This is a genomic window from Pseudomonas sp. 20P_3.2_Bac5 (genome assembly GCF_025466035.1).
Classification (GTDB): Bacteria; Pseudomonadota; Gammaproteobacteria; order Pseudomonadales; family Pseudomonadaceae; genus Aquipseudomonas.
Window position 1 is genome coordinate 116,692 of sequence record NZ_JANLOA010000126.1, and the last position, 21,848, is coordinate 138,539.

The 21,848-nt window shown below is 62.2% G+C and carries 16 protein-coding genes; 12 read left to right on the top strand and 4 right to left on the bottom strand.

All coding sequences use genetic code 11. The annotated features are described in order from the left end of the window. The first annotated feature begins 113 nt into the window (after nt 1-113). Entirely contained in the window at nt 114-1,061 is a 948-nt protein-coding gene (locus NTD88_RS23645) for a GlxA family transcriptional regulator (protein WP_095156271.1), read from the top strand. Nucleotide 1,062: 1 nt separating this feature from the next. On the opposite strand, the gene tssM is transcribed toward NTD88_RS23645, so the two are convergent. The 4 genes from tssM to tssH are packed head-to-tail and all read right to left on the bottom strand — an operon-like array spanning nt 1,063 to nt 9,486. Beyond that, nucleotides 1,063-4,740: a type VI secretion system membrane subunit TssM gene (tssM, locus tag NTD88_RS23650; RefSeq protein ID WP_262156321.1), complete on the bottom strand. Its 3,678-nt coding sequence runs from the start codon at nt 4,738-4,740 to the stop codon at nt 1,063-1,065. 14 nt (nt 4,741-4,754) lie between these two features. Next, entirely contained in the window at nt 4,755-6,179 is a 1,425-nt protein-coding gene (gene tssA, locus NTD88_RS23655; RefSeq protein ID WP_262156320.1) for a type VI secretion system protein TssA, read from the bottom strand. After that, nucleotides 6,176-6,859: a type VI secretion system-associated protein VasI gene (vasI, locus tag NTD88_RS23660; RefSeq protein ID WP_262156319.1), complete on the bottom strand. Its 684-nt coding sequence runs from the start codon at nt 6,857-6,859 to the stop codon at nt 6,176-6,178. Before vasI ends, tssA begins: the two co-directional genes overlap by 4 nt. Continuing rightward, nucleotides 6,856-9,486, bottom strand: a complete 2,631-nt coding sequence (gene tssH, locus NTD88_RS23665) for a type VI secretion system ATPase TssH (protein WP_262156318.1) — start codon at nt 9,484-9,486, stop codon at nt 6,856-6,858. The genes vasI and tssH overlap by 4 nt, the downstream gene beginning before the upstream one ends. 490 nt (nt 9,487-9,976) lie before the next feature. Here tssH and tssB point away from each other — a divergent pair, with 490 nt between their 5' ends. The 11 genes from tssB to tssI all read left to right on the top strand — a co-directional run. Continuing rightward, the gene (gene tssB / locus NTD88_RS23670; protein ID WP_095156267.1) at nt 9,977-10,480 is read left to right on the top strand and encodes a type VI secretion system contractile sheath small subunit; all 504 of its coding nucleotides are present in this window, start codon (nt 9,977-9,979) and stop codon (nt 10,478-10,480) included. A 67-nt stretch (nt 10,481-10,547) separates the two neighbouring features. Next, nucleotides 10,548-12,029 (top strand): type VI secretion system contractile sheath large subunit, encoded by a 1,482-nt coding sequence (gene tssC, locus NTD88_RS23675; protein WP_095156266.1) that lies wholly within the window; start codon nt 10,548-10,550, stop codon nt 12,027-12,029. Further along, nucleotides 12,026-12,472, top strand: a complete 447-nt coding sequence (gene tssE, locus NTD88_RS23680; protein WP_410017309.1) for a type VI secretion system baseplate subunit TssE — start codon at nt 12,026-12,028, stop codon at nt 12,470-12,472. Before tssC ends, tssE begins: the two co-directional genes overlap by 4 nt. A gap of 22 nt (nt 12,473-12,494) precedes the next feature. Then, nucleotides 12,495-14,261, top strand: coding sequence for a type VI secretion system baseplate subunit TssF (gene tssF, locus NTD88_RS23685; RefSeq protein WP_262156316.1), 1,767 nt, complete (start codon nt 12,495-12,497; stop codon nt 14,259-14,261). After that, nucleotides 14,225-15,244 (top strand): type VI secretion system baseplate subunit TssG, encoded by a 1,020-nt coding sequence (tssG, locus tag NTD88_RS23690; RefSeq protein ID WP_262156315.1) that lies wholly within the window; start codon nt 14,225-14,227, stop codon nt 15,242-15,244. Before tssF ends, tssG begins: the two co-directional genes overlap by 37 nt. Next, complete coding sequence (tagH, locus tag NTD88_RS23695; RefSeq protein WP_095156262.1) at nt 15,241-16,572, top strand: type VI secretion system-associated FHA domain protein TagH; 1,332 nt, start codon at nt 15,241-15,243, stop codon at nt 16,570-16,572. The genes tssG and tagH overlap by 4 nt, the downstream gene beginning before the upstream one ends. After that, nucleotides 16,572-17,591, top strand: a complete 1,020-nt coding sequence (tssJ, locus tag NTD88_RS23700) for a type VI secretion system lipoprotein TssJ (protein WP_262156314.1) — start codon at nt 16,572-16,574, stop codon at nt 17,589-17,591. The genes tagH and tssJ overlap by 1 nt, the downstream gene beginning before the upstream one ends. After that, nucleotides 17,588-18,925: a type VI secretion system baseplate subunit TssK gene (gene tssK / locus NTD88_RS23705; RefSeq protein ID WP_095156260.1), complete on the top strand. Its 1,338-nt coding sequence runs from the start codon at nt 17,588-17,590 to the stop codon at nt 18,923-18,925. The genes tssJ and tssK overlap by 4 nt, the downstream gene beginning before the upstream one ends. 1 nt (nt 18,926) lies before the next feature. After that, a complete protein-coding gene (icmH, locus tag NTD88_RS23710; RefSeq protein WP_262156313.1) occupies nt 18,927-19,793 on the top strand; it encodes a type IVB secretion system protein IcmH/DotU in 867 nt (288 codons plus the stop codon). A 120-nt stretch (nt 19,794-19,913) separates the two neighbouring features. Next, nucleotides 19,914-20,432, top strand: coding sequence for an Hcp family type VI secretion system effector (locus tag NTD88_RS23715; protein WP_095156258.1), 519 nt, complete (start codon nt 19,914-19,916; stop codon nt 20,430-20,432). Nucleotides 20,433-20,528: 96 nt separating this feature from the next. Continuing rightward, nucleotides 20,529-21,848, top strand: a 1,320-nt coding sequence (gene tssI, locus NTD88_RS23720) for a type VI secretion system tip protein TssI/VgrG (protein WP_262191767.1), incomplete at its 3' end; no start/stop codon positions are given.

The window sequence follows — 21,848 nt, forward strand, 5'->3', positions numbered from 1 at the left end:
GTGCTCAAATTACGCGGGCTTCAGCGTAGAAAATCGCACTGTGGCGACCGGCGCTTGCACAGCGGCGACCTGCGCGGTATTAACCGCACTTCCCTGGCTGTCGAGTCGCCACTATGTCCCAGGATTTCCACTTTCTGCTGTTGCCCGGATTCTCCGCGCTGGGTTTCATTTCGGCGCTGGAGCCGCTGCGGGTGGCCAACCGTTTCCGCGCCGGGCTGTATCGCTGGCGGGTGCTGAGCCTGGACGGCGGGGCGGTGCTGGCGAGCAACGGCATGTCGGTCAACGCCGACGGTCCGCTGGAGCCGCTGGGCAAAGGCGCGACGCTGCTGGTGGTGGCGGGTTTCGAGCCGCTGCAGAGCTACGGCCCGACGCTGGCGCACTGGTTGCGCAAGCTCGATCACGACGGCGTGGTGCTCGGTGGCATCGACACCGGCACGCTGGTGCTGGCCGAAGCCGGACTGCTCGACGGCCACCGGGTGACTTTGCATTGGGAAGCGCTGGACGCGTTCAAGGAGCGGTATCCGCGTTTGGAGGCGACGCAGGAGCTGTTCGAAGTGGACCGTCGCCGCATCACCTCGGCGGGCGGCACCGCGTCCATTGACCTGATGCTCGACCTGATCGCTCAGGCCCATGGCGCCGAACTGGCGATTCAGGTGTCCGAACAGTTCGTGCTCGGGCGCATCCGGCCGCGCCAGGACCACCAGCGCATGCAGATCGCCTCGCGTTACGGCATCAGCAACAGCAAGCTGGTGCAGGTGATCGGCGCGATGGAGCGCAATACCGAGGTGCCGCTGAACACCCTCGACCTGGCCGGGTCGGTGCAGGTCAGCCGGCGCCAACTGGAGCGGCTGTTCCGCCTGTACCTGAACGACACGCCCAGCGGCTTTTACCTGCGCTTGCGCCTGGACAAGGCGCGGCAACTGCTGCGCCAGACCGAGATGAGCGTGCTGGAGGTGAGCATCGCCTGCGGCTTCGACTCACCGTCGTATTTCACCCGCAGTTATCGGGCGCGCTTTCAGCGTTGCCCGCGGGAGGACCGGCGGGCTGTCAGTGGTGGGTGATCTACAGCCCGTCCTGCAACAACTTCAGCGGCAAAGCAAAGCCCTTGAACAGCGGCTGGGTGAACGGGTTGTTGGCTTTCTCCGTACTGATGCGGTAACGCATGCTGCCGTCCGGCGCGGAGAAACTGAGGTCCACGCTGGTGCTGGTGGTGCCGTTCAGTCGCGCCTGGCTCAGCAGTCGATAAAGCGACCAGGGCCCGCGATAGACCAGGCCGCTGCTGCTGCCGCCAGCATTGACGAGGCTCATGCGGCTTTCGTTGTTGGGGGCCAGGGTGTTGGGCCAGATCAGCGCCGTGCTGGTCGTCGGGCCATGGTTGTAGGTGACCAGTTGTCCTTCGACGCTGAGCGAGCTGCTGCGTTTGTTGGGCGCCAGGCCCAAGGGCTCGATATAGAACTGCACGCCGAGTAACCCGCGACTGTTGAAGAAGGCATCGCGGATGCGATCGGCCGACTCCAGCCGGGTTTGCACGTCGGCCCGCACCAGGTAGCCGCCGAGGCGCTCGGAGTAGAGGGCCTCCAGGTTTTCTTCGAGAAACAGGTTGAGGTACTCCACGCGGAATTGCTGTAGCCGACCCTGTGGACCGAAGAACGCGGTGAAGTCTTCCAGCGAAACCTCCTCCCGGCTGGTGGGGTTGAATGGATAGCGATCAGCCAGCCGCTCGCGGTAGAAGCGATGGATGTCGCTATCCCAGCGCCGCTCCAGCTCGCGCAGCGCTTCCACCAGAATCACCCGCGAGGACTCATTGGCCAGCTTGGCCACCTGGCGGTTCATCGGCTCGGGCAGGCCAGCGGCAACTCGCTGCAGGTTGGCGATGGGGTCGGGGCCTTTCAGCGAGAAGCGCTCCACAACCATGGCGAGCGCAGCCTTACCGCGGTCGGGACTGTCGTGCACCAAGCGGACCTTTTCCTGCACGCTGCCAATTGCCAGCATCGTTTCCTCCAGGTAGGACGCTCGTTCTCCCCGGGCTTCAAGCAGTTGGGTCAATGGCGTGAAGGCGCGCACGATTTCCAGGGTCATTGGTGTCTGAGTGGCATCAGCACTGACCTCGGCCACCTGATCAGTCAGTGTCGCAGCCTTATCGATCAGATTCGCCGTGCCGCTGGCGGGAACGGGTCTGACGCCAAACTCACTGTTATCGCGCACTGTTTCGACCAGGCGGCGCAGCGGATCGGCCGGGCCTGTGATGCTGCCCAGGATGCTGACGGCGTCGGTGATGTCGTGGAAGTCGCGGACCTCTAGCTGGCTGAGGTTGCGCCGCCAGGTGTCGACGTAGGCGCGGCTGTAGATCGCGCGGATTCGCTCGGCCAGGATGGTTTTATCAGCCTGCGAATAATCAATTCCGCCGCGCTCGCCCAAGGCCCATTGGTCGACCATCGCCAGCTCGGTGAGGCCCTCGTTGTGTTGGGCGAAGTAGCTGCGATAGCCACTGGCGGTCAGCAGGGCATCGATGCGTCCGTCGGAAGAAAGAGACTCCCCTTCAGGCCCCTCCACCGTTTCCGGCTCGGTCTGGTAGACGATATCGAAGGCCGGGCCGATTTCATTGCGCAGATCCAAGGGCGAACGCAGGGACGCACCGGCCTCCTGGCGCATGGTCATGTACACCCGCTCTGGCAAGGGAATCTGCTGCAGGTGCCGCTGAACCACGGCAACCCGATCGTGATAGTTCGGGAGCTGTGTGTCGGCGTACTTCATGGCGTATTCCAGATGCCGCATCAATGCGCGCTGGGTGCCGTCGTTGCCCGGGAACGCTCGCTGCCAGTAGGCCGCCATCCATCCTTCCACCACCGGCGCGCGGCGATTGGGGCGGTCTTCGATCATTCGGTAAACACGCAGGGCCGCCAGTTGAGCGTCACCCTCGATGTCGGCACCGTCCAGTGCTTCCATGACGCCGCTGGCCAATGCCGGCAGAAAACGCTGAGAGAGTAACGCCAGGTAGGCTTCATCGACCTTGGGGCCTATCGCTCGGCCCTGATACAGGCCCATGTTTGCTACAAGTGGCCAGGCATCGCGGTAGTCGCCATAGACGGCGACCGCGTTGCTGATCTGGTCCAGCGGCTGCAACAGGTTGTGTCCGGTAGGGTCCAGCGTGCCGTCGATGGCGCTGGCGCTGAAGTCGCGGCTGCGCTCCATGACGCTCGAGGCCTTGTCGCGGTTGACGGTGTAATAGTGGTGCCAGCCGCCGATGATCATCAGGCTGCCCAGCGAGGCAATGCCGAAATGCAGGGCGAGGGCGTGTTTCTTCTGTCTCAGGACACGAGGGTTGTCGCCGGCCAGGCCTGATTCGGGATAGATGACGCGCTGGAACAGTTGCTGGGCAAAATAGACCATTGCCCGCCCGCTGGGGTGCATCGCGTTGGCCGACTCGCGCAGGCCGTAAGTCTTGGCCGCCGATGTCACGAAGGCGTTATTGAGCACACCTTGCTGATACACCGAAGAGAAGAACACGCCGCGTGGCAAGGATGGCGTGGCGAAGCGATCACTGCCCATCACATCCGCAAGGAAGTCCAGCAGCACCGAGCGCAGACCGGACATTTGCCGCACCAGCGAGTACAGGGACTCGCGCTGCGACGTTTCGCCGACATCCGCCATGGCGTCGAAGACCTGCTCGTTCAGGCGATCGAGGAAGCTGTCGTAGCGCACGCCCAGCTCCTCGAGCCACGCGTCGTAGTCTCGTACCGAATCCAGGGTGAAGGTGAAGCCGAAAATATCCTCGCGCGCCGACTTGGGCAGGCGGGCGAACAAGGGCTCGAAGCCTTCGAGCAGGTCGAACTTGCTGAGCACGACATACAGCGGCGGGCGCGTGCCCAGTTCGCGGCTGAGTTCGATCAGTCTTGCCCGCAGCAACATGGCCAGGGCTTTGCGGTCGCTGGGTTTCTGGTTCAGCAAGGTCACCAGGCTGACCATCAGGACGACGCCATTCAGCGGCCGGCGGCTGCGATTGCGCCCCAGCCAGCTGACGAAGCTGTTCCAAAGGCGCGAATGGAGGTCTTCCGGCAACCCGGCGGTGGCGCGTCGCAGCGAGGTATCCCGGTCGACAGGGGCCGGGTCCGGTACGTCCTTTTCTTGCGGGTTTGCTGCAACCCGCGGCTGGCTGATGATCTCGCCAGGAGGGTCGATGAGCACCGCCTGGTCGCCGATGCACCAGTCAATCGGGTAGAGCCTGTCCGGGTCTTCCTGTGTGCGCCAACTTCCCGCTTTCATCTCTCCCGTCAGGGAGAAGCTCGGGTTGGAGCGGTTGACGAAGCTGGTCTTGCCCGAGTTTTCCTGCCCGAGAACCAGATACCAGGGCATCTGGTACAAGGCATTGCGGCCTTTGAGGTTGGATTGGAGCAGTGCAAGGCTGCGGTCGAGGTCGCGTTCCTGCGCTTCGATGTAGCGCAGGCAGCTATCGGTCTGCACTTCCTGATCATGTTTGCGTTCCGCCTCCAATAGTCGAGTGTGCCGACGCAGGTGAAGCGCCCAACCCAGCAACGGAATCACCAGCAACACGATCGTGGCCAGGAACCTCGCGGTCAGGTTGCCGAGGGGCTGCCGCTCGGCAACGGTCCACAGCGGGCCGAGCCACCAGATGGCAATCACGGCCATTGCCAGGGCCAGCAGCATGAGCGGCATGCCGGGCTTGACCCAGCGCAGAACGGGCCGGCCGTATTGTTGCAAGTTGGACCAGATGTTCCTCAAGGCAATGCTCCTGTTCAATTCTTGTGTTCTTCGCCAGACGGCGCGTGCCGCACCAGCAACGCGTAGAGTTCCGGTTCCCACGCCCGGGTGGAGGCGCTGTTCATGACGCTGTGGGCTCGGGCATACAAACCTTCGGCGAGCCAGGCCAGCCCACGGGAGGCGAGCAGTTCGGCCGCGATGGCCATGACATGACAGCCATGTCTCACATCGGCCTTGTGCTGCTGGAGTGCTTCCAGGCGCCGCAGCATCGACTCCACGCCTGTGGAGTCGAGCAGCGCATTCAGTTCGTCTCGCAGTGCCGGGTATTCCAGGCCGGAGCCGGTTTCGCTGTTCTGCGCGGCACCGCTCAGCCAGGCTTGGGTGTCGTCATCGATGAAGGGGCGGCCATCGGCGAATTCCAGCGTGGTCAAGGCCGGCAGGCGGGTCACGAAGCGTTCGCTGGCCTGGCGTATGGCCTCGGCTACCCGTGGCATGTCCAGCTTGCGAGCGGTGCCGGCGGACAGGAAGCTGCCGCGGAGCCAGTACGGTGACGAGGCAACGCTGCGTTCGATCTGTTGCAAGAGGGTCGGGCCGACGCTGTTGGTTGTCAGGGCTTCGGCGTAGCTGTCGGCAACATCCCGTGGGACAGCCATCAATTCTGTGCGGTTGTCCTTGGTCGCCGAGGGCACCTGTGTCAGGTGTGACCACAGGGCGAACCGGCGCAGCAGATAGCCGGTCGGGTCATAGGCATCCTGCTGATTGATGATCTCGGCGGCCGAGAGCAGTGAACGGCGATTCTCCCGTCCATTGCCCGGATTGGACTGCAGGGGAACGAGGAGCGTATCGGCCAGCGCCTCGCTCCGGGAGGGCAGGTAGACGGGGTGTTCGGCCAGCTCCGGCGCGCGGGTGGCTTCGGTGTGCTGTCGCAGTTTGCTTTCCAGTCTGCTTAGCTCCGGAACATCCAGCCCGGCCAGAGAGGCATTTGCCTGGAGGTTGTCGAGTGCCTGCTGGCCCGCCTTGAAGAAATCTTCGGCGTAGCCTTTGCGGTCCAGCCTGGGCAGGGCCTCGCTCAGTCGCTCCAGATATTGCTCAACCAGGCGACGCTTGCTTGAGTAACCTGCGGCGCCCGGCTTGGGGTGACCTGTTTCCCAATATTTCTCCACCATGCCGGCCAGTACGCCTGCGGCTTCGGCCCAGCCCCGCCAACTGTTCGTTCGCAGGTGTACCGTTATCAGGTGGCCGGCGATGCGAAAGTGTTTGCAGTGGTTGCTCAGGTACTGCCGGGCACTCTGGTCAACGAGGTTCCAATCGATGCTCCGTTCCTGCAGGCCGCCGAGCTTGATCATTTCATGATCGATGTCCTGGAACAGCGGGTTCTCTTCATCGAACGTACCCGCAGGCTGGCGCTCATCCAGCGGCGTCAGCAGCGCCTTGAGGTCGAGCGGGGGAAGCTGCCTCACCACTGACACGCCTCGCGTTGTCTCGACATCTGTTCGGCCAGCGCGCTGGCATCGAAACGCATGCCATCGAACGGACCGTGATTGCTCTCGACTTGCAGCAGTTGCGCTGGACGGGTCAGGTGCCGCAACTGCTCGATGGCCACCAGCCCACGGCCGGCGTCGCTAACCGTGCCGTCTTCCAGCACTTGCCAGGGACGGGTAGGCGTAATCGGTGTGCCATCCAGCAGAAGCCTGATGGTGATGTGGTTCACCGGCAGTGGGTCGGCGCTCAGCAACTGCAGCCGGGATATGTTCGACAGGCAACTGATCGCCAGATAGGTTTCGGCGGCAGTACCGCTCAGCGCGGGTGCGGAAATCACCACTTTGTTCTGCCCAGGCAGGGCATCCGCGCTACGGGTGATCCTCGAGACGGTCTCCTCCGGGCGCCTTCCTGCCTCATTGGCGTTGACCAGACGCGTGATGTGTGGCGCCTGTACCACCGGCTCGGCAACAGACGCGGTTGCCGGAGGTTGCTGTGGCGGATAAGTGGATGGCGTTTCGGCTACGGCATCGAAGCAGGCGAGGCGCTCGAGCGCGGAGGTGATTCGGGTGCAGTCAGGTCCTGCTGCCGTGGCGGGCTCACTGCTATCGCAGCCAGCCAGAATCACCGCCGCCAGCACTGTCAGTCTCATCAGCTTCATGTGAGGGAACCCTTCCGTTCGGAAGTCAGGCCGGCGGCCTGGAGCTGTTCAGGCAGAAGTGGCGTCAACGTTGCCGCGAACGCACCATCGGCCCAGCTCAGTTCCGCATGCTGGATTTTTTCCCCGCGAGACAGTCGTTGCAGTACGGCCAGTGACAAGGGGGGGAGCAACTCGCCATCGATGATCGCATCGAGCATGCGCGCTCCATTTCGATGCCGCGCACAGCGTGCCCGCAGCTCATTGCGCGCGACATCGGTGATTGTCAGCGTGGCTTGGTGGCGTTGCTGAAGCTGCTGTTCCAGTCGTTGCAGACGGCCGTCGATGATTTCGGCGAGTACGTCCTCGTTCAGGTAGCCATACGGAACGATCTGCATACGGGCCAGCAATGCCGGTTTGAAAAAGCCCATGAGCCGCTGGCGCAGCACATCGCCTTCCAGGTCTTGCAGTGACTCATCGTCCTGATCGAAGCCCAGGTTGGAGGTCAGGAAGAACAGCACGTTCTGACAGTCGATGCGCCGGCCCTCGCCATCGTTCAGCTCGCCCTTGTCGAAGGCCTGGTAGAACAGGTCGAGCACTTCCGGATGGGCTTTTTCCACCTCATCGAGCAGCACCACCGAATAGGGTTGCTTGCGAATGGCTTCGGTGAGAACGCCCCCCTCGCCATAGCCGACATAGCCAGGCGGAGCTCCCAGCAGGCGAGATACGGTGAATTTCTCCTGGTACTCGGACATGTTGATGGTGGTCAGGAACTGTTCACCACCGAAGAGCATGTTCGCCACCGCCAGGGCGGTTTCCGTCTTGCCGACGCCACTGGGGCCGACCAGAAGGAAGGCGCCCATCGGCGTGCCTGGGCGGCGCAGGTCTGCCAGCGCGGTGAGCAGGCGTCGGTGCAGGATTCCAAGGGCAGCGTCCTGGCCTTTGATGCGGTTTTTCAGGTTCGACGGCAAGCTTTCCAGACGCGCCATCTGGTCGCTGTTGATAGTGGTCGCCGGAATACCCGTCCAGTCGGCAATCACCTGGGCTATCTGTTCAGCGCCGACATCGGCGTGCACCAAGGCGCCTGTACGCTGGAGCTCGCTCAACTGTGCGACCTTTTCGGTCAGCACCCGGGTAACTGCCTCGTCGTCGTTGCCAGCTCGCAGGCCGACGATTTCGTCCACCAGTGCTTTCTGTTGTTCCCATGCCTGGCGCAGTTGCCCGGTGTTATCCAGCATGCCCTCGCGGGCGGTGGCCAGCACTTCCAGCCGACCCGAGGCGACCGATCGGCCAGCCTTGCCGTCGCGTATCAGTTGGGCGGATTCGGCGTCGATCTGTCGGAGTTCGTTCTCCAGTGCGTTGAGTCGCCTTGGCGGTTCGGCCAGCGCAGACGCGACTCGGGCACAGGCGGTGTCGAGCACGTCGATGGCCTTGTCCGGCAACTGCCGTCCAGAGAGGTAGCGGCTCGACAGGGCGGCGGCGGCTTGCAGCGCGTCATCGCCGATGAACACCTGATGCGATGCTTCGTAGACGGGGCGCAAGCCACGCAGAATATGCACGGCCTGCTCAGGGGTGGGTGACTCCAGCTTGACCAACTGGAAGCGACGGGTCAGGGCGGGGTCCTTCTCGAAGTATTTCTTGTACTCCGACCAGGTCGTAGCGGCGATGGTACGCAGCTCGCCTCGTGCGAGCGCCGGCTTCAGCAGGTTTGCCGCGTCGCTGCCGCCGGCGAGGTTGCCGGCGCCGATCAGGGTGTGGGCCTCATCGATGAACAGGATGATCGGCCGGGCGGCGCCCTTGACCTCGTCGATGACCGCCTTCAGGCGTTTTTCGAACTCACCCTTCACGGCAGCGCCTGCCTGCAGGGCACCCAGGTCCAGCCCCCACAGTTCGACCCTGCGCAGCGGCTCGGGCACGCGGCCCTGCACGATCCGCAAGGCGAGGCCTTCTACCACCGCGCTCTTGCCGACGCCCGCATCGCCCACCACGATGGGGTTGTTCTTGCGCCGGCGCGAAAGGATATCGATCATCAGATCCATCTCGGCATCGCGGCACAGCACCGGGTCCATGCGTCCTTCGCGCGCCTGGGCGGTGAAGTTGTGGCCGAACCTGGCCAGTGCACTGTCGTCGCCTGGCGTTGCTGCCGATGCCTGCGGTTCAGCCGCAGCCTGCAGCGTTTCCGCCGAGGCTGCCAACTGCGCCGCAAAGCGTTTGCGCAATGATTCGCGGTTGACCGCGTCGAGCAGGCGGATGGCCGCCAGAGGCAGGTAGCGTGCGGGACTGAGCAAGGCCGCCAGGAAGACCGCGCCGCTGCGTATGTGCGGTTGCCCCAGCTCTACCGAACTGAGCAGCCAGGCATCTTGTAAAACCTCGACAAGAAGAGGGGAGAAGGACGGGTACTGGCTGCGGCCTGAATCACGGTCTTCGAAGCCGCTGGACAGGGCATGCCGCACGGCATCGACATCAAGACCTGCGCCGGCGATCGTGACGCGGACGTCGCAGGCAGGCTGTCCGAGGAATGCCGTCAGCAAATGCATAACGGTCACTTCCGCGCCGCCCTGGTCGATGCACAGGTTTCCTGCTTCTTCCAGCGCCTGCCGGCAGCAGGGACTGAGACGTTCTAATAGCGCAGCCGGATCAACCGTGATCATTTGTGTAGTTCACCTTTAGATAAGCAGGAAGTACTCCCTTGTTGCGCGGCAGCCCATTCTGTGGGGCGTACCCGTTGTCCCGAGTGTCACTTGGTTTCTATTGAAAAAGTGCATCGAAACTAGAAGTGCGCAACGACCTGAAAAGAAAGCATTAAAGTTAATTACTTGTATATAGGAATATTCCGATAGAGCTTTGTAAGCTTTCTTCTAGTTTGTTACTTAAGATTTGAAGGCATTTCCTCGTGATAATGAGGAAATTTCCTATTTTATTGCTGTTTGGCCTTGTTCTAGTCTTGGCGCTGTTTTGAATTGAGGCGAGTTCGCTGGCGTTGCTCCGGCAGTGGTGCGGAGCGAAATGGTCAATTTATTCATGAGCTAGATGATTTCTATGTGACTCGATGAGCTCATCGGAGCGCCGCGTTTCATCGCATGCATGTGCGGGTATTTCGATGAGCGCCAACTAATAAGCGAACTTCCGGAGAAGTAGTTCATGGCAAATAAAAAAGGCTCGGTCGCCCCCAAGGAGCGAATCAATATCACCTATGTTCCCGCCACCAATGGTGAGCAGGAAGAAGTGGAACTCCCTTTGCGGTTGCTGGTGGCGGGGGACTTTATCGGGCGAGAGGAAGACAGTGCGCTCGAAGACCGAATTCCGGTTCGTATCGACAAGGACACGTTCAACAGTGTCATGGCTGAACAATGCATCGGCCTCAAGGAAAGTGTCTCCAGCACACTTTCAGACAGCGCGGATGACTCGCTGGATATTGATCTGACCTTCCATTCCATTGATGACTTCGGCCCTGACGCCGTCGCCCGCCAGATTCCTGAACTGAACAAGTTGCTCGAATTGCGCGAGGCGCTGGTCGCTCTCAAGGGGCCTCTTGGCAATGTCCCGGAATTTCGCAAGCAACTGCAGGCCATGTTGGGTGATGAAGCTGCGCGCGGCCAGCTTGCCAAGGAGCTGGAAGCAGTGCTCGGCGAAAGCGTGAGCTGATCCGGTTCTGTCCGGCCCGAATGGGCTGGCGAGCAATTCATCCATTCATTTTTCAAAGGATATGAGCATGACCGAAGCGCAATCCGCCCCTGTCGAGCAACAACGTTCCAATCATGAAGGTGGCCTGCTGGCCCAGATTCTTGCTCAGACGCGAATCGAGCCAAGCCAGGAGGGCTATGCCGTTGCCGAGCGCGGTGTAGCTGCTTTCATCGCTGAAATGCTCAAGTCGTCTGATCAGCAGCGACCAATCAACAAACAGTTGGTTGACCAGATGCTGGCGCAGATCGACGCCAGAATCGGCAAGCAAATGGACGTGGTCCTGCATCATCCGAGGTTCCAGGCGCTGGAGTCGAGCTGGCGTGGTCTCAAGTTCCTCATCGACCGTACGGACTTCCGCGAAAACACGATCATCGACCTGCTGCACGTGACCAAACCGGAGTTGCTGGAAGACTTCGAGAGCGCCAGCGATATCACCCGCAGTGGCCTTTATCGACACGTCTACACCTCTGGCTACGGTCAGTTTGGCGGTCTGCCGGTGGGGTGCATGGTCAGCAACTACACCTTCGGGCCGTCGGCTCCGGACATCAAGCTGCTCGGCTACGTCGCCTCTGTCGGGGCGATGGCCCATGCGCCATTCCTTGGTGCCGTCGGACCGGAAATGTTCAATCTGGAATCGTTCCAGGAACTGTCGAACCTCAAGGAAGTGAAGGACATTTTCGATGGGCCACGCTTCACCAAGTGGCGCGGCCTGCGCGATTCCGAGGATGCGCGTTATCTGGGGCTGACCATGCCGCGCTTCCTGCTGCGCCAGCCTTACGATCCACTCGAGAACCCGGCTCGCAGTTTTGACTATCGCGAGACCATCGACGGCGATCACCACAACTACCTCTGGGGTAACACCTCGTTTGCGCTGGCCGGTCGCATCGTCGACAGCTTTGCCAAATATCGTTGGTGCCCGAACATCATCGGTCCGCAGTCGGGCGGCACCGTAGATGACCTGCCGGTTCATCTCTACGAATCCCTCGGCCAGCTTCAGGCCAAGATCCCCACCGAAGTACTGGTCTCTGACCGGCGCGAGTTCGAGCTGTCCAGCGAAGGCTTTATTCCGCTGACCATGCGCAAAGACAGCGACAACGCGGCCTTCTTCTCGGCCAACTCGGTGCAGCGCCCCAAAGTGTTCGCGAAGACGCCCGAAGGTCAGGCGGCGCAGACGAACTACATGCTCGGCACGCAGTTGCCCTACATGATGATCATCAACCGGCTGGCCCACTACCTCAAGGTGCTCCAGCGCGAGCAGATCGGTAGCTGGAAAGAGCGTCCGGACCTGGAGCGGGAACTCAACAACTGGATTCGGCAATACGTCGCCGACCAGGAAAGCCCGTCTTCCGATGTGCGCAGCCGTCGACCTCTGCGCGCGGCGAAAATCGCGGTGCAGGACGTCGAGGGTAATCCGGGTTGGTATCAGGTATCGCTCTCGGTCCGTCCGCACTTCAAGTACATGGGCGCCAACTTCGAGCTCTCGCTTGTCGGTCGGCTCGACAAGGAATGACGGTGAATTTGACCGTATCGCCCTCGCCAGGTCTGGGAAGTCTGTTTCAGCGGCTCGACCCGGACCTGCCGCCTAGGCGCTTGCGCACCCGGCAGGCATTGGCGTCCGAGCGAATTCTGGCCATCAAGAACAACCTGGAACAGTTGCTCAACGCTCGTCAGGGTGGCTCGCAGAGCTGCCCTGGCTTGGGGTTGCCTGACATGAATGATGCCACTGCGGGCCAGTTGGAACTGAGAAACCAGATCTGCCAGAACATCCGGGAAATGATCGCTCTCTATGAGCCTCGCGTCCGGGTGCTGGACGTTCGCATGCTTGCTGCGGCCGAGCAGCCGCTGGGTCTGTGCTTTCGCCTGCATTGTCAGATCCCGCTTGCGGAGGCTTCCGAGCAGGTCGAGATAGACCTGCTGGTTCATCAGCGGCAACAACGGATTCAGGTGTTGTGAAGACAATGACCGGGGAGGCGGGATGCCACTGAAGAGCAAGTTTCGGGAGGAGCTGGATTACCTGCGTCGGCTCGGTCGAGTGTTCTCGCGAAACAATCCGCAACTGGCCCGGTTTCTGGGAGACGAGGCCACCGACCCGGATGTCGAGCGGCTGCTGGAGGGCTTCGCTTTCCTGACAGCCAAGCTGCGGCTGAAAATCGACGATGACTTTCCCGAGCTGACGCATCCTCTGTTGCAACTGCTGTGGCCGAACTATCTGCGCTCGCTTCCCAGCACCACCATCATGCAGTTTCCGCCCGTGGACCGGTCCATCACCGTCCGCCAGCGCATCGCCAAGGGCGCGCGTATCCGGTCGCGCAGCATCGACGGTGTGGAGTGTGAGTTCCGCACCTGCGCGAACGTCGATGTCTATCCGTTGCAGATCAGTGAAATCAGCGATGCGCATTCGCTGGAGAAATCGACGGTCCGCGTGGACCTCATCACCCTGAGTGGAAATCCGCCAAGTACCTACGACTGTGACCGCCTGGATTTCTACCTGAGCGGCAGCGACTACACCGCCATGACGTTGTACCTGTGGCTGTCCAGATACCTGGCCGATGTGAGTATGGAATGCGACGGCGTGGTCAGGCACATCCCTGCCAGCCAGATTGTTTTCCCAGGGTTCAGCCCGGACGAAGCCTTGCTGCCCTATCCGAAGAACGCCCTGGACGGATACCGCATCCTGCAGGAGTACTTCCTTTTTCCTCGCCGCTATTTCTTCTTCGGGCTCGCCGGGCTGCGCTCACTCTGGCCCGTCACCAGCACCGAACGTATCCGCCTGGAGTTCCGCTTTACCCGTCCCATGCCGGACGATGTGCGGGTGCAGACGGGTGACATGGCGCTGTACTGCGCGCCCGCGGTCAACCTCTTCGAGCATGACGCCGAACCGGTAAGGCTGACCGGAAAGACCCTCGACCATCGCGTGCGGCCAGCAGGCCAGCGACCTGATGCCTATGAGATATTCAGCATTGATCGCGTCGACGGCTGGAAGAGCGAAGCCTCCGGTCAGCCTGGCGCCTGGTTGCGAACCTACCAACCGTTCGAGTCCCTTCGCCATCAGATCGACTTCGAGCAGGGGCGGACCGTCCTTTACTACCGCACCCGGATCGAGCCTTCGCTGATGAGCGCCGGTGTCGAGCACCGGGTGTCGTTCGTGCGCAGCGACGAACAACGCTACATCGGGCGGGAAGAGACCGTTTCTTTCGCCCTGACCTGCAGCAATCGCGACCTGCCGCAGGCATTGGCGGTGGGCGACATCTGCATACGCACGCCGGGCATGCCCACCTTCGTGGCCTGCCGCAACCTGACCCCGCCAACCCCTTCGTACCGACCGGTGCTGGAAGGTGATTTGCTGTGGACCCTTATATCCAACCTGTCGCCGACCTACCTGTCACTACTGTCGGCCGAGCCCTTGAAGGCCGTTATCCGCGCCTATGATTTCGCCGCCCACCATGACGTCCAGCGCGCACGCTCCACACAGATGCGCCTGGGCGCTTTGCTGGAGGTGCAGACCGCTCCAATCGATCGCATGTTCAAGGCACTCCCCATCCGCGGATTGCGCACCGTGGTCAAGCTCGATCAGGACGGGTTCTCCTGCGAGGGCGATCTGTATCTCTTTGGCACGGTGCTGAGCCACTTCCTCTCCGTGTACGCCAGCATTTCCTCCTTCCATGTGCTGGAGGCCATCAACGTCAAGAATCAGGAGCACTACGCATGGTCGATGCGCAGCGGAACCCAGCCCCTGATTTGAATGACGTCTTGCTTGGCGAGGCCAGAAGTCATGACTTCTTCTGCCTGCTCGAGCGCCTGCATGGGTTGCATGGTGATGATCTGGAGTCTGCCGAGGCCTATGCGGCCGATCAGCAGCGCATTCGCCTGAGCAATTTTGCCGGCGTCGGATTCCCGGCCTCGGATGTCTTCCTGGCGCAGCGTCTGGAGGGGAATCTGCCGCATCAGTACCTTGTGCAGGCGACCTTCTTCGGTATGCACGGCCCCGATTCCCCGCTGCCGTCGTACTACCTCGAACGCCTGGCTTACGAGGCGGGGCAGGGTGAAGGTATCCGTCCTGCCTTCTTCGATTTTTTCAACCACCGTCTGCTGACCCTGCTTCACCAGGCCTGGCGTAAATACCGCCACTACATCCGTTTCCGTCCGGGCGCGAGTGACCGACTTTCACAGCGTCTCTTCGCCCTGGTGGGACTCAAGGATGATGCCATTCGCGGCGCCACGCCCATCGCCTGGAGTCGCCTGCTCAGCTTTGCCGGTGCCGTGGTTCACCGCAGCCGCTCGCCTGCCATGGTAACGGGGCTCATTGCTCACTGCTTCGACCTGCCGGACGTCAGCATCCGCGACTTCGAACTGCGCTATTCCGACATCGCCGTGGACGACCGCACACAGCTTGGGCTGCGCAACGGGCAATTGGACGAAAGCTTTCGCCTCGGCGATAGCGTCCGAACCCGTCACTGCAAATTCACCATCGTCATCCACACCCTGTCGGAGGCACGTTTTCGCGAGTTCCTGCCCAACGGCGAGAACTTCGAACGGTTACGCATGCTGGTCGCCTATCTGCTGCGCGACCAGACCCCTTGCGATCTTGAGCTGGGGCTGTGCGAGCACGAAATCCCCGCCTTCAACCTGGGGCACGACACCGGCTGCCAGCTTGGCTGGACCAGTTTTCTCGAGCAGCCGCCCCTGCGCACGCCTCCCCCTGTTCGACTCACGGTACGCACATGACTGTAGATAACGCCGTTCGGCGCCTGTCCCTGGTGGTAGACAACCCCCAGGTGCTCCAGCAAGGCAGCAAGCCTGGCCATGTCTTCGTTGCCGAAGGCGGCACCATCGGATCGCAGAACGCCAACTGGACACTGCGCGATCGCGACGGTGGGGTCAGTCTCCTGCATTGCGAGATTCTCCTCGAGGATGGCTATTTCCTGGTTATCGATCGCTGCGGGGCCACCACCGTCAATGACCAGACACAACCGCTCGGTACCAATGCCTGCGCCAGATTGAGCAATGGCGACAGGCTGCACATCGGCCCGTACCGGATCTCCGTTGACCTGGGAGAGGACCTTCACCCTTCGGGCGATGCCGAGCTTCATTCCGGCGACCTTGGATATCTGCCCATGGACTTTCTGGAGGCCTTGCCCAGCGCTGAGCCGCATGAGGTCGATAGCGAATATCGACAGCAATCAGGTTGGGCCGAGTTCCAGGCGCTCGGAGCCCCCCAAGGGCCTCAAGGCCTGCTCGATCCTCTCGAGGCCCTCGACGTCGTCCACGACGGCTCAACTGCCAACCTCGATCCAAGTCACTACGGACAGACGCCGCTGGCCGCCCAGGCCGACGTCGCGAGCACCCGATCCGAAGCCATCTACGGCGCCCCCATGCATGCCCCAGGAGAACCCAACATGTCGGTACAGGACATTCAGCCCGCCGCCGCCCGAGAGTGGATTCAACGGCAGTTTTCCAGCAACGCAGAGCCTGTCAGCCTGGTCGAGCCCTTGGTGGAGGGTATTGGCGCGCCGGTCGGAGCGATCGATGAGACGGAGGCCTACGCGCTGCTAAACGAGTCGGGGCGTGCGCTCGGAGCGTTGATTCGCGGCCTGTGCGCCCTGAATGCTCCCCAGGCTGACGATCAGCAAAGAATCTCCCTGGCCGGGCGCACGCTGCAGCCCATCGAAGACAACCCTCTGCGTCTGGGACAAAACTACCCGGACACCGTGCGAGCGCTGTTTTCCACCGAACGCAGCGTTGTCCACCTGTCACCCGCTGCTGCGGTGGAGGAGTCACTGGAGCAGATTCGCCGACAGCAGGTTGCGACACACAAGGCCATCACCGCCGGGCTCGCCGCGCTCTTGCAGGCGTTCTCACCCGAACAGTTGGAGCAGAGATTCCAGCGCTATCGCCCTGCACGCAGCGGGCAGCCGCAGACTACCGACTGGGCTTGGCAAATGTACGGGCACTATTACGACGAACTGACCTCCGGCCGGCAGCAAGGCTTCGACAAGCTGTTCTGGGAAGTTTTCGAGCAGGCCTTCGATCAGGCGCTGCGCGCGGAGGCATGATGAGGCACGCCATTGCGCTCCTGCTGGCCTCGGCCGCGCTTGTCGGCTGCAGCACCGTGGGCAACGTGCTCACAAAAACGGGCCAGGTGCTGATGAGTCCGTCCATCCAGGTCGGTGCTGCGCAGGACCAACCTTCGCAGGTCGCTCTGAGCTTGTATGCCAGCCCGGACGTCAACCCCAACTCGCTGAGCTACCCGGCTGCCGCGCCTGTCGACGAAGCGGAACCAGCGCCATGGGACCAGGAAGAGCAGGGGCCTTTCGCGGTCAATTTTCGCAGTGCGAGCAAGGACGACCTGATCGAGCATCTGCGTGCACTGCTCGGTCATTTCGAGAGCGAGCGAACGAGCGCCTTCACCACCCTCGCTGTGCGTCAGCGCCTGGCCATTCCCGGCCTGGCCGTAGACGAGCACGCGCCACCCTTGACCCTTGGCAAATCACAGCCCGAAACCCTGTTCGCCGGCACCACGACCGCGCGATGGCCACTCCCCTCGAACTGGGTGCTGCGCCAAGCGCCGGTGCTGTCCAACCGTGAAGGTGGCGTCGGGGCTTCCGCCATGGGTAGCCCAGACCTGGGCCAGTACGGCCGTGAACCGGTTCTGGCTCAGGCGGCCGAAGTGCGTGCTCCACCGAACAACGCCACGCCCGTTGGCTTTCGCGTATTGCAGTTGAAGGACGACTCCATGCTCGAAAACGCCGACCCTGAATTGCTCCGCAACACGCCCGAAAAAGTATTGGGCAGCACCCTCCTGGCCTCGGACGACTACATCCTCACGCCTGGCCAGTTCAAGTTCATCGAGTTCGCCGACGTCGACGAAAAGGCTCGCTACATCGCGGTGGTGGCGGATTTCCACGACCCCAATGCGGAGCGTTGGCACGACGTTTTTCGCATCGAGCCTCGCGGTCGCAAATACCCGCTCATGGTGATGCTGCAAGGCAGCCGTGTTGCGCTCACCGATGAAAGCTACCGCTCCGCGCCAGCCCCTGGCGACGCCTCCTCTCCTGCGAGAACTTACCGATGACCACCCGCAATCCCGTCGTCTGGGGCGAAGGACTCTTCGTCAAACCCCAGCATTTCCAGCAGACCACTCGGTATCTGGAGCACTGCATCAATGCCCGCAGTGGTAGCCGGTACTGGTACGGCTTCACCGAACTGGAGCTGAACCAGGAGTTTCTCGCCTTCGGCAAGATTGCCATCATTCGCGCCCGGGGTGTCATGCCGGACGGTACGTTGTTCGACATCCCGCATGACCAGCCGCCGCCGGATCCGCTGACCATCCCCGACGCCAGCGCGGCCAACCAGACGGTCTATCTCACGCTGCCGTTGCGTTCGGACGGCACCGGCCAGGTGCGCTGGCCTGACAGCTATGGCAATACCCGCTATCTCCTGAACTCGGAAGATGTCCGTGACACTCACAGTCACCAGGGCAATCACGCCCCGCTGGACCTGGCCGTGCCCAACTTGCAGTTGGCACTGGAGCGCGATGATCGCAGTGCCTTCACCAGCCTGGCCCTGAGCCGTATTCTGGATCTGCGGCCCGACGGCAGTCTGCTGATGGACGCTGGGTTCTACATCACCGGTCTGCACCTCCATGCTATTCGTCCACTGGCGCATTTCATGGAGGAAATCTCTTCGCTGATGCACGAGCGGGCCAAGAGCATCGCTCAACGCATCGGTTCGCCCGGTCAGTCCGGGGTGGCGGATTTCACTGATTTCAGCCTCCTGCAGGCCCTTAATCGTTGGCAGCACCAATTCCGCCATCTGGCCCGGGATCCCGATGTGCGCCCCGTCGATGCCTATCTGGCCTGCGGGCAGGCCAGCGGTGAGCTAGCCACCTGCATCGACGGCTCGCGCCTTGCGCCCGAGTTCCCTGCCTATCAGCACGACAACCCGAAAAACACCTTCCTGATGCTGGAGCAAACCCTGCGCCGCCTGCTCGGAACCGTGCTGCAGCCGCGCGCCGTATCGCTTCCGTTGGTCAAGCAGGCGCACGGCATTCTCACCGCGCAGATCAACGATGGCAGCCTGATGGAAAGTGCCGATTTCATTCTCGCCGTGCATGCCCGAATGCCGCTGGAGAAGATGCGCCATTTGTTCCTGCAGCAGGCCAAGGTGGCCTCCCAGCAAACCCTGCTCGACCTCATCCGCCTGCAACTGCCAGGCATCCCGCTCAGTCCGTTGCCCGTGGCGCCCAGACACCTGCCGTTCCACGCCGGCTTCACCTACTTCCAGCTCGATCGCACCGCAGGCAACTGGCAGAAGATGATGCCCAAGGGCGCTGACAGCTTCGGTTTCCACATCAGCGGTGATTTCCCGGAACTGCAACTGCAGTTCTGGGCGATCCGGAGTCAATGACATGAGCACTTCAACCCAGACCGGCAACGACCTGCCCGAGGCTCCCGAGTCGTCAGCGCCTGGGCGGGCGCGGGACGACTTGCAGCGTTCTGCGGCAGCCGAGAGCATTCAGGACAAGAACAGGCTGCTCTTCGAATCCTCGAGCAATACCGACCAGGACACTGACCTGCAATTCCAGTTGCGCGGTCACAGCCTCAACCCGCTGATTGATGCAGCCCAGCCAATGCTCGGCCTGGTGATACGCCTGCGTCGGCTTGACCGCTGCGAGGACATACCTGCGCTCTATTCCACGGTTCGCGACCAGATTACTGCGCTCTCCGAGGAAGTCCGTCAGCGGGGTTACGACGGCGCCACGCAACTGGCCTACCGCTACGCACTCTGTGCCTTCATCGACGAAGCCGTGATGGCCACCGAGTGGGGGCGCTCCTCTCTATGGCGGGAGCGCTCGCTGCTCAGCTATCACCACAACGAAACCTGGGGCGGCGAGAAGTTCTTTACCGTCCTCGCGCGCATGCAGATAGACCCGGCTCGCTACCGTGACGTGCTGGAGTTCAAGTACCTCTGCCTGTGCCTGGGTTTCCAGGGCAAGTACGGCCAGCAGCACAACAACAAGGAGGTCCTCAACGGCGTCATTGGCAAGCTGCATCGAATCCTCCGCACACAGCGCGGTGACAGTCCCGAGCGCCTGACCGACCCGCCGGACAACGTGGCGTCCCGTCGCTATCGCCTGGCACGGCAATGGCCGGTGTGGGCGCCTTGGGCCATTGCCGGTGTGGTCCTGGCCGCGGCCTATCTCTACTTCTCAATCAGTCTGGGGAGCACCACCGAAGAGGTGCTCAAGTCCCTGGACTTCATCCTCAAGTCCTGACGTTCGAGCAGCTCAGCAATGCTCATGAGCGTGAAGTAACGCTTGCTTCACACCCCTTGCCATCACCGATGGCGCCATGGCCCACAAGGCCTTTACATCAACGAAACAAGGAGGCTATCCATGCCGACTCCTGCTTTTATCAGCATCCAGGGCAAAACCCAGGGCCACATTACCCAAGGCGCATTTACCGCCGACTCCGTGGGTAACGTCTATCAGGAAGGTCACGAGGACCAGATCCTGGTCCAGGAAATCGAGCACCTGATCAACACCCCGACCGATCCGCAAAGCGGTCAGCCTGCCGGTCAGCGCGTACACGGACCTTTCACGTTCACTGCGGCGCTGAACAAGGCGACACCGATGTTGTACCAGGCACTGGCCACCGGCGAGACACTGCCGGAGGTGGAAGTGAAGTGGTACCGCACCTCCACCGAGGGGCTCCAGGAGCACTTCTTCACTACCCGCCTTGAAGACGCCACCATCGTCAGCATCAACACCCGGTTGCCCCACGCCCAAGACACTCAAATGGCCGGGTACACCCAACTGGTCAAGGTCTCAATGGCCTACCGCAAGATCACCTGGACCCATGTCATCTCCGGTACCGAGTCCTCGGACGACTGGCGCAAACCTCAGGAAGCCTGATTAGCAGGTACACCTGGCGACCGGCGCGTTAGTGCGCCGGTCGTTTCCTCTCGCACAAGGAGTAGTGGCCCGACACAGGGCTGACGAGGACTTTCCATGCCCGCCCAATCCGACCTGCGCTTCACCTTCACCACCGGCCCCGACGACTTCGAGGTCGTCGAATTCCACCTCACTGAAGGCCTCTCCGAAACCTTCCGCCTCGACGTCGACCTGAGCTGCGCCAACCCCGCCGTCGACTTTGGCCAGGTCCTCGACCGTCCGGCGCTGCTCACCCTCTGGCAAGGCGGCCAGCCCGTGCGCTATGTGCACGGCTCGGTCAGTTCGTTCCAGCAAGGCGCGACAGGCTTTCGCCGCACCCGCTACCGCGCTGTCGTCGAGCCGCGCCTGGCCCGCCTGCGACTGGCTTCGGACTGGCGCATTTTCCAGACCCTCACCGTGCCCGACATCGCCACCGCGATGCTGAAGAAACACGCCCTCGCTCTGGACTACGAACAACGCATCACCAACGCCCATGAAACCCGCGAATACTGCGTGCAGGCCGGCGACACCGACTACCACTTCGTCGAACGCATCATGCGCGAGGAAGGCTTTTTCTACGGTTTCCTGCACAGCGCCGAAGGCCACCGCCTGGTCCATTGCGACCGACTGTGGATCTTCGGCAAGCAGCCCGGTCAGCCGGTGGAATACAACCCCAAACCCGGCGGCGATCGTCCGGGCCCGGCGCTGCACACCTTCACCTACACCGAGAACGTGCGCAGTGCCCGCCAGACCCAGCGCGACTACAGCTTCAAGAACCCGCTGTACAACCAGCAGACCCGGCGCGAAGCCACCGACCTGGCGCACCAGGCCAAAAGCTACGAACGCTACGACTATCCCGGCCGCTACAAGGGCGAAGTGGGCGAGGCCTTCACCCGTGATCGCCTGCGCGGACTGCGCGGCGAGGCCTGCCAGGTCATCACCGAGGGTGACGATGCGCGCCTGGTGCCGGGCATCTATTTCGACCTCATCGGCCACCCACGCGAAGACCTGAACCGCGGCTGGCGCCCAATACGTCTGGAGCACCACGGCAAGCAATACGTCAGCCAGGGCGAGGACAGCGCCGACGCCAACCAGGGCACCCACTACAACTGCGTCGCCATCCTGGTGCCGGACGATGCCGAATGGCGCGCCGAGGCGTTGCCCAAACCGCGCATCGACGGCCCGCAGCCGGCGAAGGTAGTCGGTCCACCGGGCGAGGAAATCTACTGCGACGAATTCGGCCGGGTGAAGGTGCAGTTCCCGTGGGACCGCGAGGGTAACGAGGACGAACACAGCTCCTGCTGGATCCGCGTATCGCAGAACATCGCCGGTGCGCTTTGGGGCCATATGGCGATTCCGCGTATTGGTCAGGAAGTCATCGTCAGCAACTTCGACGGC